Origin of the sequence: Rhizobium hidalgonense (genome assembly GCF_002914525.1) — a bacterium.
In the GTDB taxonomy this organism is placed as follows: domain Bacteria; phylum Pseudomonadota; class Alphaproteobacteria; order Rhizobiales; family Rhizobiaceae; genus Rhizobium; species Rhizobium hidalgonense.
Window position 1 is genome coordinate 1 of record NZ_LODW01000098.1, and the last position, 13,724, is coordinate 13,724.

A 13,724-nucleotide genomic window follows, 5' to 3' on the forward strand; every position below is an offset into this window, starting at 1 on the left:
AGTCCGGGTGCTCTCAAGCAGGGCGGTGGAGGAAATCTCAAAGCCGGTCAAGGATGCTTTTGACAAGGTCCTGACGAACCCCAAAGCGACGTAAAGTTGACTCGGCACTAAGATCAGGGCTTGACGAATCATGATCGGAGCTTCTTTCGAGGAGACAACATTATGCGGCCGACTGATGTTTCATCTGTTCGCGGCGCTGGCGAATTCCGGCGTGATCTGGTCAGAGAGCGGACCCGTGCCGGCCCGGAGGAACGTGGTAGGCGCGGCGGCCGCCGCCGCTGATAAGCTTGCCAGGGCCCATGGCATCTGGTGGCTGGCCACAAAGTGCGCGAGGCCATCGCACCTTACGAGGCTCTTAGATGGTTACATGTGGGGGATAGTAAAATGATTGTAGCTGTTCCAAATAGCGGGGCGTCACGGATTAACCAATCCGGTGTAGAAGCATTACGAGAATTTCCCAACTTTCCGATAGGCGGGATCTTGTTCAAGGATATAGCGCCTATGCTGGCTGGTAGAGGTGCATTGGGCGAAGTCGTTTCTACCGTCGCAAGCCAAGTGTCGGGAACAGAAATCGATGCCATTTTGGCGGTTGATGCGCGTGGTTTCATCTTGGGCGCCTCATTGGCTGATAGGCTTGGTTGCGGTTTCATCATGGTAAGGAAACCCGGTAAACTGCCGGGGGACGTCCTCTCATTTGAATACAGCTGTGAATACTGCTCCGGAACCCTGGAGGTAACTGCCGGCCTCATCGGTGACGGCCTGCGATGCCTGATTGCTGATGACCTTCTAGCGACGGGTGGCACTGCTCGGGCGACTGGGAATTTTGTCAAGTCCCAAGGCGGAGAGATCGCCGGATACGCATTCATACTCGAAATCGAAGTTTTGAAAGGCAGGCGTCAATTGGACGACGCACCAGTGATCAGTGCGATGACGTGCTAGCGCAGCAGCATAGACGTGAGGAGGCAAGCGCATGAATACCCCTGATTGGCTTTCGACACCGCAGGACGTGCATGTAACCAGTCAGACGCTACAGGCCCTCGTCACAAGTGAACTTTCGAAACGAGTCGTCTCGGAAAACGAAATTAAAACGATCTATCTGTTTCTAACCCGCAAGTGCAATTTGGGATGCCACCACTGTTACATCGCAGGCGTCGGGTCCAAGGCCAAGGGCATTGATTTCAACCTGGAGACGATCCAAGGACTGATCGAGCAAGCACTACCCAATGGGCTGCGCAAGGTTAAGGTTTCCGGGTGAACCGATGGTTCACAAGGAATTCATGGCAGTCATGGAATATCTCGCATCCTGTGGGCTGAAGGAGCTGGTTTTCGAGACGAATGGAACCCTCTTTGACGAGTTCACGATCGAGCAGCTAAGTAGGCTCCCCAATTTGACGGTCTTCATCAGCCTCGACCATTTCGACCCAGAGGCGCACGACGCTTTCAGAGCAAAATCGGGTGCGTTCGCCAAGACTGCGATTGTCCTGCAGCGGCTTGGAAAAACTGACATCTCTACAGTGGTAACGACGAGTGCCTATCGCAACAACTATGACAAGGTGATTTCGATTATAGATTTGGTGCTCGGCTGGGGCATCAAGAAGCATCGGACGCTGCTCAACATACATCCGATGGGCAACGCGCGCAGCCATGAGGACAATGCGATAAGCTTGGAGGAATGCGAGCTACTGATAGGCGATCTTTTGAAATCTCCCCATTTTGAGAGTGGCGCTGCATACATGACTCTGCCGCCGGCTCTGATGCCTCTCAAGTATCTGAACGGCGTGCATACTTGCGGTTGGGGCGACAACGTACTGGGCATACTGTCGAACGGACAAGTTTCGATGTGCAGTGCCTCCTACGATGATCCGGAAATGATCGCCGGCAATGCCTTCGAAATGCCCTTGATGGAAATCTGGCGCAACAGCCCGTTCTTCCATGAGCTACGCGAGGTGGTGAGTGGCGAGGTTAAGGGCGTCTGCGGCAACTGCGTGTTTTATCCAGTCTGTCGCGGCGTCTGCAAGATGAGTAGCTGGTCGCACTATGGTGAAAAGGACGCGCCCTATCCGCTGTGCCAGGAACTTTACAATAACGGAGGTTTTCCGGAGTACGCCCTGGTGGACCCGACGAAAGATTCCACCTACCGCCGCGGAGTTATAGCGAAAGAGCGTCGGCCCGCCGCCGAAGCTCCTGTCTATAACTTCTCGGAGGAAATCGCGGCTGCTGCGCAACACACTCACTAACGCAGGAGGCGCGACGTAATAATTGCTGTGTCGACGACGTAATTTAACCAGGTCAACAAAAATAACGTGGAGGATTGAGGATGAGCAGAGCTTTCCGAGGTGCGGCGGGTGTGGCGCACACACTTGCGAACAACGCGATACGATCCGGCAACAAAGCAGCCGCCCAGCAAGCCCAGGTGATTTCTCGTCTTGCGGAAGGACTCGCCCGGCTGCAGGCGGGTTTGGATGACCAAGCTCAGCAATTGACGGCTGGCCTTGTAAAATTAGAGCAATCGCTAAAGGTGTCACGCAGATCGCAACGGTCGAAATCCGGCTCACTCGCTGCTAACGGCGAACTACAAGACTACTACGTTGATATAACCGCCTCGAAGAAATTTGGCAAAGCCAATTGGCCGCGCGCCGCCGATTCAGGTCTTGTAGGACGCCGCATTGGGCGAGGACCGGTTAGGATGACTGGTTCCGACACACAATCGGCAAAGGCGGTTACCGCCGCATTCGCCAAACTTCTCTCGGCTCAGGCACAATTGCTGCAGATACGCAGTGAAGTGGAAGACCTCAAGAAGGTTCAGAGGTAGCGGCAATGGCTAGTTCCCGACTGTTTGGCTACGCCGTTGACGAAGAGGATGGCAAGCTGGTAATCGTGATTGACGGATTGCTTGCCGAAAGTTGCATCCGGCAAATTCGGGACAGCGCCCAGACGGGCCGCGGTGGTGAACTCTTGTCGCGATTGCTGCCGGTAAGTTCGGTTTACAAGCTTATGTCTGGACAAGAGGAACGCGCTGAAGAAACGCTCAGCCTTGAACAGTTGCTTGGACAAAACGTCGACCAGAGTTTCGCTTCCTTCGAACAACAGTTCGCCGACCTGAGGCAGACACTAGCCGAATTCGGCAGCCCGGAAAGTTCGAAATAAATCACGCAGCCGTATCAGGAGTCTCCGCGATGCTTCGGTTGTCACCAGAAGACTCTATTTTGCTGATCACCTGCCGGGCCTACCTACGACCCGAGGATGAAGAGCGTTTGGTCCGTCTCTGCAAGGAGCCTGTCAACTGGCCCTATGTGGTATGGCGCGCCGAGCATAATCGGACGGTGCCGCTGCTTGAGAATCACTTGCGCCGCCTCGATTTGTTGACACTATTGCCTACTGAGGCGGCGCATTACGTTCAGTGCTGGACTGTCATGTCAAAGGTCAGGTCCGCACTCGAATTTCGCAATCTGCCAGAAATCATGGATGCGCTGGATCGGGCCGGCATCGCCTGGTTCCTGGTGAAGGGACCAGATCTCGCGCTTCTCCACTATCCCGATCCACTCCTACGGCCGATGACCGATCTCGACATCATGGTCAAGCCCGCTGACGCGCAGCGCGTGCAGCGGCTCATGTTCGATCTCGGCTACCGGCACGGTATTTTCGACCCTTCAAATGGCAACTGGCATCCGGAACGAAAGGAACTCGATGACGAAACCTTCCGCGAAAGCTATTCCTTGCCGGTGTTTGTAAGGATAGAATCCGTTGAATCTCCGTTCCCTGGTCCCGCGGTGCCACGCCAGCTGCGCTACCGCCACGTAAAGGGATACATCGATTCCGCGAAGAAGCTGCACATGCCCATCTTCATTGATATGCATGTAAATCTCTCCGTCGGCATCGATGTCGAAGACATATGGTCAGGCGTGCGTCTTGCAAACGGTCTAGGCCGCATATTGCAGGTCCAATCCGCGACTGGCGCCGTCTGGTTCCTTTCGGCCAGGCTTTATCACGAGGCCTTCCTTTATAATTCGCTTCGACTATTGATGTTCGGCGATCTTCATGCGGTTCTACACAAAGAAATGGCGAATATTAGCTGGGCGGAGGTCGCTGCGATAGGTTACAAATACGAGATGAGGCCGGCGTTATATTTCGTCCTGACGCAGATGAAGCGCATCTGTGGGATAGACATACCGTCCGAGTTCCTAGAGCTCATTCGACCTGATCAAACCGAGGTACCACTTCAACATGATTGGGGCGACGTGTTGCCCAAACTGCTGTCTATTCCCACTGTTAACGATCTTGAGCTGGCGTAAATATGGCGCCCGAGTCACCATATCGTACAGATCCTGCGGCGAACGACCTTCGTATCGCAGCAACCGAAACCTCTGCAAAGTTTGCGTCAACAGTCCATCGGGCCCTCACGCGGTCAGGAATAACGATCCTAAACACGCAGGTGTTCAGCAATGGCCAGATGGCTGTCACTCCGCGCGACGGCGGGCTTGGCGGAAATGTGGTGGTCGTGCAAACATTTCCTGACAGCGTTCATGATCGTCTTTTCGAGTTGTTCCTAGCGCTTGGTGCCGTGCGGGCGCGGGGTCCCCGCACGATTACCGCTGTTCTTCCCTACCTCCCATATTCGCGTTCGGATCGCCCTGCCTTCGACGGCGGACCTGTACCGGTGCGAATCCTTGCGGGGATTATCGAAACGCTCGGTATAGATCGGCTGATAACTTTCGAACTCCATGTTCCTCAGCTGTGCGCCGCATTTGCCTGTCCTGTCGTCAATCTTCAGTTCGCTCCCGCCCTAGTTCGCCATCTCGGTTCTGCGGCCGTCGATGGCGACATGGTCGTTTCACCGGACTTCGGCGGAGCGAAGCGAGCTGAGCACTTGGCGGCCCTGCTCGGCTGCCCATTCGCTGTCATGCGCAAGCACCGCAGAGACGATGATGACTTTCGGGAGAGCGTCGAGATTCTGGGGGACGTTGCTGGCCGGACGATCATCCTGATTGACGACGAAATCAACAGTGGTCAGACGGCTTTTTCAGCCGCCGCACATCTCAAAGCGGCAGGCGCTCGCAAGATAACCCTTGCCGCAGCCCATGCCATATTCACGCCGTCGCTGAACGAAAACTGGGGACGGTCTCAGATCGACCGCATCGTTGTGACCGACAGCGTCGGACGTACCGACAATTTCCCCGACAGTGTCGAAGTAGTCTCGATCGGCAACGAAATTGCAGGCGCGCTGCAGGCACGCTGAGAAGCATTACCTGAAATCTAGCATCACGCGATTAACACGTGGATCGAGCGCCTGCTCGAATGCCTCTTGGGCGTTTGACGAGGGCCAAAGATTGACCTGCAGCACGTCGAAGCGTGCGGCATGTTCAACGATGGTTCGAATGGCATTTCTCACGTCGTCCGCGCTTTGGGCTATGGTGCCGATCAGTTCAATTTCCCGGTAATGCAGAAAGTTAGCGCCTACCGATAACAAATCGGACGTCGGAATCGATTGGTAGAGTACAATCCTGGCACCGCGTGACGCCGCAGCTATGGCCCCCTGAATGCCTCTGACACCGAAGCGCGTGCAAAAGATGCAGTCGAAGCCCCAGCCATCCGTTAATTTCTCGACGAGTTTCGGATCAGACAGAGAATGAACTGACCCCGTTGCATGGGCGCCGGTCGACATCACAGGCCCATGCGTTGCCACGTCGTCATCGAAAAGGTAAACGTCGCATCCTTTGGTTGTCAGAAGTATCGAATGGAGAAGGCCCATCGTGCCTCCGCCGATGACGGCCACAGTGTCTCCAGCCTTTGCACGCGCCCTATTTATGCCGCGTGCCACGCAGGCGACAGGTTCAACTAACGCGGCACGCTCGGGAGCCAAAAAGGAAGGTACGGAAAAAACCTGATAGGCGGGTACGCCCACAAAATTGGCCAATCCCCCCGGCCCCTGCGGCACCCCTCCTCTCGCTTTAGGATTTAAATATGCACAGTGGTTGTCCAGTCCGAGGCGGCAGGCACGACATTGGCCGCATCTGCGCATTAAAAGCACCGCAACGCGGTCTCCTACGCGCAGGCCATCCGGTACATCGTCCGGCAGAGACACGATCGTGCCTGACAACTCGTGCCCGCCCCAATAGGGGTAAGTCGGCTTGGCGCCCCGATAAACGCGTTGCTCCGGTGTGCAGAGTCCACACAACTCTATCCGCACACCGACTTCGGACGATACGGCGAGTGGAACCGACAATGTCCATTCTTCAACCTTGCGGGGGCAAGTAATTACGAGTCCACGAACCTCCATACGAGACCTCTCGCTCCCCGACACACCGACTATCCTAATATGTACACTTACTTGCATCCAGAATCTAGCCAACAACCACAGGCGGCAGTCAGAAAGCTGATGAAATCACGTGCCTTGCTGGCGGGCTTGCTTATGTCCTGGGTCTTGACAAGCTTCTCGGAGATATCGTCGGCGCAAACGGCAAAGGACGTTTCAAGCGGCAGAAGTGTTCCCTTGCGCAAGGAGCGACGAAACTATTGAAGGTAGAGTGGAGCGCTTGGGCCGCGTCAATGCCACCAGCCTCAAACACGAGCCGCGGTTTACCAGCCCGTTCTTCGATGCATCCTCATCTCTGCGAAGATGCCATGTCGCCTTCCCTCATCTGCCCGCGCGAACCCTCCTAAGAGCCTATCGCCACATCGTCCAAAGCTTCATCCTTCGTGGCGCACCGGTTCGAACCGAACAGACCAACAATCCGAGTCGCACCGAGAAGGATGACGGCAACTAGATCGGTAGTTGGGCGGCCGCAACATCAGAAAGGTCTCAGCGTTTGCTGGACGCGTGCCTGCGATGGCGGTGGTGGCAACGATCTTCTCTGGCTGCCCCAAGCGCGGGAGAGGCCATTCGACGCTAGCAAGAGTTCGCTCGAACCTGATATCCGTTACCGCAACGACTTCGCTGAGACCACCTCCCAGGCACCATTCTACGATGCCGGCGAACAAGGTCAGCGTTGCCTCGTGAACGGAACCATCTCCCCTCCCCTCCACTCTTCGAGGTGTCGACGCAAAAGCGAGAACTCTAGACCATCAGGGGATTGGCGTTCAGGCGGCCCTTCGGGAGCAGAGACGGAAATACGTCTACCAGCATGGTCGGTCCCATCGCAGACAAATCGCGTGCACATCCTGCAAGTGGTCCAGCCGCGGTGACATCCAGGATGGCAGTCGGGGCGAGAGCGTCAACCCCATCTGCCTCGCACTCGTCGACTACTTCTACATCCCAAGTGCGAGTGGAAAAGATCCTCGCACGTAGCCTATGATCGTCCTGAAGCAGCTACGCTTCGTAGTAAATTTTTGGTGTCGAGATCGCGAATACCTGCATGAATTTCTCCGCCGCCGTTAGGCGCCGGGAACTCTGCACGAATTGGAATCGGGCGTCCGTTGTCGAATGCTTACGGTTTTGTGCGAGTGAGTCGCGGCAAGGGGATCACCGACTTTGCCGAGGTCTTCTGCTTTTCGTCTAAATCGCCGGGGCACATTTGTAGGATTCACAATAAAACACACCATGACCAATCGGTACCGCGGTCTTGCTAAGCTGCAGGATATAAACGGAAAAATCCATTTACTCTACGTTCGGGTTTATCCACGTTAGCCTTTCGTTAACCTAAAACCCCTTGCTCAAAATGCAGAATCGGCTCTAATAGCTAGTGGCGGAACTTTAGCGGTTTCGCGAAAAGTTCCGCCACTTGCAGGAAATGGATTTTGAGATGGCGAAAACCGCAGCAAACACAGCGCCGGTCGTCGAAGGGTTGACCGCATTGATGGAGCGTCATGCTGACGCTCTCTCCAGCCAACTTCAAGCACATCATCTCAAGGTCTTCCCGCCGACGTCCGAAAAGGGCATTCGATCCTTTGCACCGTCAGAAGCCTCAAAATTGCTTGGCATCGGTGAGTCTTATCTTAGACAAACTGCTTCGGAAATGCCTGAACTGCACGTTAGTATGAGCCCTGGCGGTCGACGCACGTTCACGATCGAAGATATTCATTCAATCCGTAAGCACCTGGACCTGATTGGCCGCGGGAACCGGCGCTACCTGCCCCATCGTCGCACGGGGGAGCAGCTTCAAGTCGTCTCGGTGATGAATTTCAAAGGCGGCTCGGGCAAGACGACGACAGCCGCGCATCTGGCACAGTACCTGGCAATGCGTGGCTACCGGATTCTCGCGATTGATCTTGATCCCCAAGCAAGCCTTTCCGCACTCTTCGGCAGTCAGCCAGAAACTGACGTTGGTCCGAACGAAACACTCTATGGCGCCATCCGGTATGATGACGAGCAGGTCCCAATCGAGCAGGTTGTCCGAGGAACGTACATCCCGGATCTTCATCTAATTCCTGGCAATCTTGAACTGATGGAGTTTGAGCACGATACCCCGCGCGCGCTTATGAACCGGAAGGAAGGTGACACGCTTTTTTACGGTCGGATCAGTCAGGTCATCGAAGACATCGCGGACAACTACGATGTCGTCGTTATCGATTGCCCTCCCCAACTTGGCTATCTCACGCTTTCAGCTCTGACCGCCGCAACCTCGATCCTCGTCACCGTCCATCCCCAGATGTTGGATGTAATGTCGATGAACCAGTTTCTGGCGATGACCTCGAATCTCCTTCGGGAAATCGAGAACGCAGGCGCCCAGTTCAAGTTCAATTGGATGCGCTACCTCGTCACTCGTTTTGAACCGAGCGATGGCCCGCAGAACCAGATGGTGGGCTATCTGCGTTCGATCTTCGGCGAAAATGTCCTCAATTTTCCGATGCTCAAGACGACCGCCGTTTCGGACGCTGGCCTGACGAATCAAACCCTCTTTGAGGTTGAGCGCGGACAGTTCACGCGCTCGACCTATGATCGGGCCTTAGAGGCGATGAACGCCGTCAACGACGAGATCGAAACTCTAATCAAAAAAGCATGGGGTAGAACCACATGAGTCGGAAGCACCTCCTTGACGTCACCACGGACGCGCCCGACAGCTCATCAGCTGCTGAACACAGAGCGGCAAAGACTCGCTCCATGCCGCTTCTCGGCGTGACCAGAAAAGAACGAGATCCAGCGACGAAGCTGACTGCAAACATCGGTAACGCGTTGCGCGAGCAAAATGATCGTCTTGGTCGTGCCGAGGAGATCGAGCGGCGTCTCGCCGAAGGTCAGGCCGTGGTTGAACTGAACGCGTCGTCAATCGAGCCGTCCTTCGTTCAGGATCGCATGCAAGGTGATATCGAAGGACTTCTTGCATCCATCCGCGAGCAAGGACAGCAGGTCCCAATCCTTGTGAGACCTCATCCCGTTAAACCCGCGCACTACCAAGTTGCCTTTGGACACCGCCGGCTGCGCGCCGTTTCGGAGCTAGGACTGCCGGTCAAGGCGGTTGTTCGAGACTTGACGGACGAGCAGTTGGTTGTCGCACAGGGTCAGGAAAACAATGAGCGCGAAGACCTCACCTTCATCGAAAAGGCACGTTTCGCACACAAGCTAAACAAGCAGTTTCCACGAGAAATCGTCATCGCGGCTATGTCAATCGATAAAAGCAACTTGTCGAAGATGCTCCTGCTTGTTGACGCCCTCCCCTCTGAATTGATCGATGCCATCGGCGCCGCTCCAGGCGTTGGACGCCCAAGTTGGCAGCAATTGGCAGAGCTGGTTGAGAAAGCATCGCCTCCGGCAGGCGCTGCGAAATATGCTGCCTCGGAGGAGGTGCAGGCGCTGCCGTCGTCGGAACGGTTCAAGGCAGTGATCGACCATCTGAAACCGCGTCGGACTGCGCGCGGGTTGCCAGACGTCCTGTCGACCCCCGATGGCGACAGGCTTGCGCAGGTCACGCAGAGCAAGAGCAAGCTAGAAATTACCATTGACAGGAAAGCCACGCCGGATTTCGCGGCTTTCGTACTCGAGCATTTGCCGGCGCTTTACCAGGAGCATCGCGCAAAGCATCAACGGAAACAGGGAGTGTAACCCGCAAAAGAAAAGAGCTCCCTCAACGTCGCCGTCGTGGAAGCCCTTCTGTCTCTGTAGCAAGAACAGAATCGCATTTCCTCGAATCCTCGTCAAGAGTCTTTGGCGCCGTTTTGGTGAGCGAATTTCCTTTGCCTGCTGAAAGGTGAGAGACAATGCAGTCGGGGAATGTAGCGACGCCGTTCGGGCGGCGGCCAATGACGCTTGCGCTCGTGCGGCGCCAGGCGGCAATGGAAATCAAGCATGGAAAAGCTGCCGATAAGTGGAAAGTGTTGAGAGACGCTTCCGCCGCGATGGAACTGCTCAAGATCCAGTCGAACAGTCTGGCTGTTCTTGACGCACTTTTGAGTTTTTATCCTGACAATGAGTTGCGTCAGGATGCACAATTGATTGTCTTCCCCTCGAATGCCCAACTGGCGCTTCGGGCGCATGCAATGGCGGGCGCAACGTTGCGGCGGCATATTGCCATTCTGGTGGAGTCGGGGTTGATCGTCCGTAAGGATAGCGCCAATGGCAAGCGCTTCGCCCGCAAGGGCGACGATGGCCAGATCGAGAATGCTTTTGGCTTCGACCTGTCGCCCCTCCTGGCGCGATCGGAAGAGTTGGCGATGTTGGCGCAAAGAGTGGCGGCCGAGAGAGCCTCGCTCAGGAAAGCCAAAGAGAGCCTTACAATTTGCCGGCGGGATGTTCGCAAACTTATTACTGCTGCAATGGTCGAGGGCGCCGACGGCGATTGGAAGACGACCGAGGACATCTACATTGCGCTCGCGAGCAGAATTCCGCGCGTTCCGACCCTTGAAGGGGTCACTAGCGTTCTCAATGAAATGGAGATGCTCCGTGAGGCAGTGCTTAATCGTTTGGAAAACCTCGAGAATGCTGAAAAAATTAGCACCAATGCTGCTCATATCGAGCAGCACATACAGAATTCAAAACCCGAATCCGTAAATGAATCTGAACCACGCTCCGAAAAGGAGCAGGGGGCAAAGGCGAGCTTGAGCCTTCAGCCGAAGAATGAATCGCAAAGGGCGTTCCCCTTGGGATTGGTGCTCAAGGCGTGCCCGATGATCAGCGACTATGCACCGCGCGGCGTGGGAAGCTGGCGAGATCTGATGTCTGCCGCTGTGGTGGTTCGATCTATGCTGGGGGTAAGCCCTTCCGCCTACCAGGATGCCTGCGAGGCGCTAGGACCGGAGAATGCTGCGGTGGCAATTGCGTGCATCCTGGAAAGGGCTAACTTCATCAACTCTCCTGGAGGCTATCTGCGGGATCTAACGCGCCGAAGTGAGCGCGGTGAATTCTCGCTTGGCCCGATGATAATGGCGTTGTTGAAGGCCAACGGGCAAGGCGGTTTGAGGGCTGGGTAAGTGCGGCTGATCGTTATTCCTGCCGTTGAGGATTTCGGTTGTGGTCAGCTGACCACCAAGCTAACCTCTTGGAAAACACCAACTTTCAAAGGCGGCTTGTCGCAGGCATTGTGCCGGTTACCGTCTGGCTCCCGAGCCAAATGACGCCTCTTAGGGGAACAGTAGACCGTGATCTCAATACGAACGCGCCCAAGGTCGCGCACGAACAAGACCAGGAGCGAAGTCTTCGCACGAAATGGCAGCCGCCTTTCATCAATTCATTGGCACCGGCGCGGCAAATCGCAAGGCGGCCGGCTGTGCCGGCTAATCGCGAGTGGGCGATGGCGCCGCATGGATAGGACGCAATAGGAACAACTACCTGCTGCCATCCGCAGCGCCGGAATCTACGGGGCTGATTCGCGGCGGCACTTCCACAACACTGGGAGAATTCATCAACCGCTATCTTGGGCGAGGTGACGCAATGAGCCACTCGACCCTATGGTCTTTTGACCAGGCAAGAATGGCATTCGAGGTGAGTTTGGTGCCGTTGTCGGAGAGATCATTGCGAGTTTCGAGCGAGGCGACGACCGGAGATCGAGGTGTCCGGGGATCGCCGCGAGGCATTCTCGCGTCGCGTCATCGACGATGTTGAGCACGCGAAACCCCCTTCCGTAAGCGAACTTGCAGGCACGCGCGCACCGATCCTGGCCAACGCGAAGGCTCTGCCCGCTGGTCGCTGGATTTTGTTCGTGACCAAAAGCAAATGATCCAGTGGAACATTTCTCCACCGAACGACTGAGGCATATACCTATCTCGCAAGGCCCAGCCATCGGCACAGTATTTGAGTCCGTTGAAGAAGGTGATGGGTCCAGGCGGCTTGGAGGAGGCATAGCCGTTCCAGCCGCCGAGTTTGGCGACGATCCAAGCGGCCCAGGCGAGCGAAGCTTTGGGATGGGGATTGGATTGCAGCTTGGTCTTGCCCTTGAAGCGGCTTTCGAGGGCGGCGAGCGTGTTGATCTCGTGGGGACTGACTGCCAGGCTTGCCGGGTGAGGATCGCCGCCACTGCGGTCCTGCACGAGTTGGAGGACGATTGCCGCGGCCTTGGCGGCGATGGCGACGAGCTTTTCCAGCCGCGGCGCTAACTGCAATTGGCTGTCTTCGATCTTGAAGCCCTGCGTCTTCATCACCCGGAAGAACTGCTCGATCATCCAGCGCTGCTTGTACCAAGCGACGATCTGCCAGGCGTCAGTCGCACTGGAGAGCGCATGGGTGGTCAAGAGCAGCCAATGCAAGGGCTCGACACCGTCGGGTGCGTCCGGTTCGACGACCTCGACCCAACTGAGCCTAACCCCGTCGGGCAGCCCTTCTTCGCGCAGGTTTTGCGGTCGCCTGATCGTCGCCTGGCCGAAGCGCAGGCACAACGTTGCCTGCCGCGCCGGACGGTCGGCGCGCTCGCGCAGCTCGATCGTTTGGGTGTCGCAGAACCGAACTGTCTCTACGACATCACGCAGTTTAGAGCCGCCGATGAGTGCATGGTCATGCATGACGCGCGACAAAAGATCGAAGCGTTGGTCGGGCAGGCGCGCCCACATCATAAAGAAGTCGCCCTATTGCGCGACCTCGCGACCGGCGACCGGCGACCGGCGACCGGCGGCTTCGGCGGGGGGGGGAGCGCCGTTGGGGTCGACCGCATCTACGGGCTCTATCGCGAAGAAGGACTTTCCGTTCGCAAGCAGAAAAGCCGGGGCGGCACTGTCGGCACGCGTGGCCCGATCCTGGTCGAAGCGAAGGCCAATGCCCGAAGCTCGCTGAATCTCGTTCACGACCAGTTCGCTTGCGGAAGGCGGTTTCGCGTGCTCAACTTCGTCGAAGACGTGACCCGCGAATGCCTGGCGGCGATCCCGTGCACCTCGATCTTGCGTCGTCGCGTCGCTCGCGAACTGTCGGTCCTCATCGAACGGCGCGGCAAACCGGGGATGATCGTCTCCGACAACGGCACGGAATTCACCTCGAATGCCATCCTTGCCAGGTCGAAGGATCATAGTGTCGAGTCGCACGGCATCACGCCGGGAAGCCGATGCAAAACGCTAATGTCGAGAGCTTCAACGGCCGGATGCGGGACGAGATGGTCAACCAAAGCCTGTTCCTCGGCTGCGATTATGCCCGAAGCGCCATTGCTGGGCCGACGATTACAACCACTTCCGGCCGCACTCATCGCTCGGACCAGACCCGGGCACGTGATGCAGATACCATTGCCGCAACCGGCTCCAACGCTGCGCGAGATGAAAGCTTCGCGTTTCCGCCACTTGGCGTACTCGGAGCGCGCAGGCTCTAGTTGTGAGCTTTCGGGAGGTTGTCCATTCAAAGCGGATTTAGGAGACTGGAGCTATCACACCTCGAGTCG

12 protein-coding genes and 3 pseudogenes are annotated in these 13,724 nt (G+C 56.5%); 11 read left to right on the forward strand and 4 right to left on the reverse strand.

Translation table 11 applies throughout. The annotated features are described in order from the left end of the window. Positions 1-384: 384 nt before the first annotated feature. The 7 genes from ATY29_RS29545 to prs all read left to right on the forward strand — a co-directional run bounded on the left by ATY29_RS29545 (position 385) and on the right by prs (position 5,236). Positions 385-939 carry an adenine phosphoribosyltransferase gene (locus tag ATY29_RS29545; RefSeq protein WP_004672710.1) on the forward strand — a complete coding sequence of 185 codons (555 nt, stop codon included), beginning with the start codon at positions 385-387 and terminating at the stop codon, positions 937-939. 31 nt (positions 940-970) lie between these two features. Next, positions 971-1,255: a hypothetical protein gene (locus ATY29_RS37990; RefSeq protein WP_244597468.1), complete on the forward strand. Its 285-nt coding sequence runs from the start codon at positions 971-973 to the stop codon at positions 1,253-1,255. 4 nt (positions 1,256-1,259) lie between these two features. Further along, complete coding sequence (locus ATY29_RS29550) at positions 1,260-2,237, forward strand: SPASM domain-containing protein (RefSeq protein WP_244597469.1); 978 nt, start codon at positions 1,260-1,262, stop codon at positions 2,235-2,237. Between the two features lie 80 nt (positions 2,238-2,317). After that, the gene (locus ATY29_RS29555; RefSeq protein ID WP_004672713.1) at positions 2,318-2,812 is read left to right on the forward strand and encodes a hypothetical protein; all 495 of its coding nucleotides are present in this window, start codon (positions 2,318-2,320) and stop codon (positions 2,810-2,812) included. A gap of 5 nt (positions 2,813-2,817) precedes the next feature. Then, complete coding sequence (locus tag ATY29_RS29560; RefSeq protein ID WP_004672714.1) at positions 2,818-3,147, forward strand: hypothetical protein; 330 nt, start codon at positions 2,818-2,820, stop codon at positions 3,145-3,147. Positions 3,148-3,176: 29 nt separating this feature from the next. Next, positions 3,177-4,292 (forward strand): nucleotidyltransferase family protein, encoded by a 1,116-nt coding sequence (locus tag ATY29_RS29565; RefSeq protein WP_004672715.1) that lies wholly within the window; start codon positions 3,177-3,179, stop codon positions 4,290-4,292. Positions 4,293-4,294: 2 nt separating this feature from the next. Continuing rightward, positions 4,295-5,236, forward strand: coding sequence for a ribose-phosphate diphosphokinase (gene prs, locus ATY29_RS29570; protein ID WP_011053499.1), 942 nt, complete (start codon positions 4,295-4,297; stop codon positions 5,234-5,236). A 6-nt stretch (positions 5,237-5,242) separates the two neighbouring features. Here prs and ATY29_RS38235 read toward each other — a convergent pair whose 3' ends face one another. Both ATY29_RS38235 and ATY29_RS29580 read right to left on the reverse strand, forming a co-directional pair. Next, a complete protein-coding gene (locus ATY29_RS38235; protein ID WP_309506636.1) occupies positions 5,243-6,334 on the reverse strand; it encodes a zinc-dependent alcohol dehydrogenase in 1,092 nt (363 codons plus the stop codon). A 353-nt stretch (positions 6,335-6,687) separates the two neighbouring features. Further along, positions 6,688-7,306: pseudogene (locus ATY29_RS29580) on the reverse strand (acyl-homoserine-lactone synthase). Between the two features lie 433 nt (positions 7,307-7,739). Here ATY29_RS29580 and repA point away from each other — a divergent pair. The 3 genes from repA (at position 7,740) to repC (ending at position 11,340) form a co-directional block, all read left to right on the forward strand. Further along, the gene (gene repA / locus ATY29_RS29585) at positions 7,740-8,954 is read left to right on the forward strand and encodes a plasmid partitioning protein RepA (protein ID WP_011053501.1); all 1,215 of its coding nucleotides are present in this window, start codon (positions 7,740-7,742) and stop codon (positions 8,952-8,954) included. Then, on the forward strand, positions 8,951-9,976 hold the full coding sequence (gene repB, locus ATY29_RS29590; RefSeq protein WP_004672729.1) for a plasmid partitioning protein RepB: 1,026 nt from the start codon (positions 8,951-8,953) through the stop codon (positions 9,974-9,976). The genes repA and repB overlap by 4 nt, the downstream gene beginning before the upstream one ends. Before the next feature lie 155 nt (positions 9,977-10,131). Continuing rightward, positions 10,132-11,340, forward strand: a complete 1,209-nt coding sequence (repC, locus tag ATY29_RS29595; protein WP_097537469.1) for a plasmid replication protein RepC — start codon at positions 10,132-10,134, stop codon at positions 11,338-11,340. 450 nt (positions 11,341-11,790) lie between these two features. On the opposite strand, the pseudogene ATY29_RS29605 reads toward repC, so the two are convergent. Together ATY29_RS29605 and ATY29_RS29610 are read right to left on the reverse strand one after the other, a co-directional pair. Further along, a pseudogene (locus tag ATY29_RS29605) lies at positions 11,791-12,002 on the reverse strand (IS3 family transposase); the annotation flags it as partial. Further along, positions 11,956-12,915: an IS4 family transposase gene (locus ATY29_RS29610; RefSeq protein WP_011053283.1), complete on the reverse strand. Its 960-nt coding sequence runs from the start codon at positions 12,913-12,915 to the stop codon at positions 11,956-11,958. The pseudogene ATY29_RS29605 and the gene ATY29_RS29610, both read right to left, overlap by 47 nt. Before the next feature lie 105 nt (positions 12,916-13,020). Between ATY29_RS29610 and ATY29_RS29615 the strand changes: the two are divergent. Continuing rightward, positions 13,021-13,655, forward strand: a pseudogene (locus tag ATY29_RS29615) (integrase core domain-containing protein); the annotation flags it as partial. Positions 13,656-13,724 lie beyond the last annotated feature (69 nt).

Bases quoted from the DNA above. Each gene is read 5' to 3' on its own strand.
- ATY29_RS29545 (WP_004672710.1), top strand. From the start codon at position 385: ATGATTGTAGCTGTTCCAAATAGCGGGGCGTCACGGATTAACCAATCC.
- ATY29_RS37990 (WP_244597468.1), top strand. From the start codon at position 971: ATGAATACCCCTGATTGGCTTTCGACACCGCAGGACGTGCATGTAACC.
- ATY29_RS29550 (WP_244597469.1), top strand. From the start codon at position 1,260: ATGGTTCACAAGGAATTCATGGCAGTCATGGAATATCTCGCATCCTGT.
- ATY29_RS29555 (WP_004672713.1), top strand. From the start codon at position 2,318: ATGAGCAGAGCTTTCCGAGGTGCGGCGGGTGTGGCGCACACACTTGCG.
- ATY29_RS29560 (WP_004672714.1), top strand. From the start codon at position 2,818: ATGGCTAGTTCCCGACTGTTTGGCTACGCCGTTGACGAAGAGGATGGC.
- ATY29_RS29565 (WP_004672715.1), top strand. From the start codon at position 3,177: ATGCTTCGGTTGTCACCAGAAGACTCTATTTTGCTGATCACCTGCCGG.
- prs (WP_011053499.1), top strand. From the start codon at position 4,295: ATGGCGCCCGAGTCACCATATCGTACAGATCCTGCGGCGAACGACCTT.
- ATY29_RS38235 (WP_309506636.1), bottom strand. From the start codon at position 6,334: ATGCAAGTAAGTGTACATATTAGGATAGTCGGTGTGTCGGGGAGCGAG.
- repA (WP_011053501.1), top strand. From the start codon at position 7,740: ATGGCGAAAACCGCAGCAAACACAGCGCCGGTCGTCGAAGGGTTGACC.
- repB (WP_004672729.1), top strand. From the start codon at position 8,951: ATGAGTCGGAAGCACCTCCTTGACGTCACCACGGACGCGCCCGACAGC.
- repC (WP_097537469.1), top strand. From the start codon at position 10,132: ATGCAGTCGGGGAATGTAGCGACGCCGTTCGGGCGGCGGCCAATGACG.
- ATY29_RS29610 (WP_011053283.1), bottom strand. From the start codon at position 12,915: ATGATGTGGGCGCGCCTGCCCGACCAACGCTTCGATCTTTTGTCGCGC.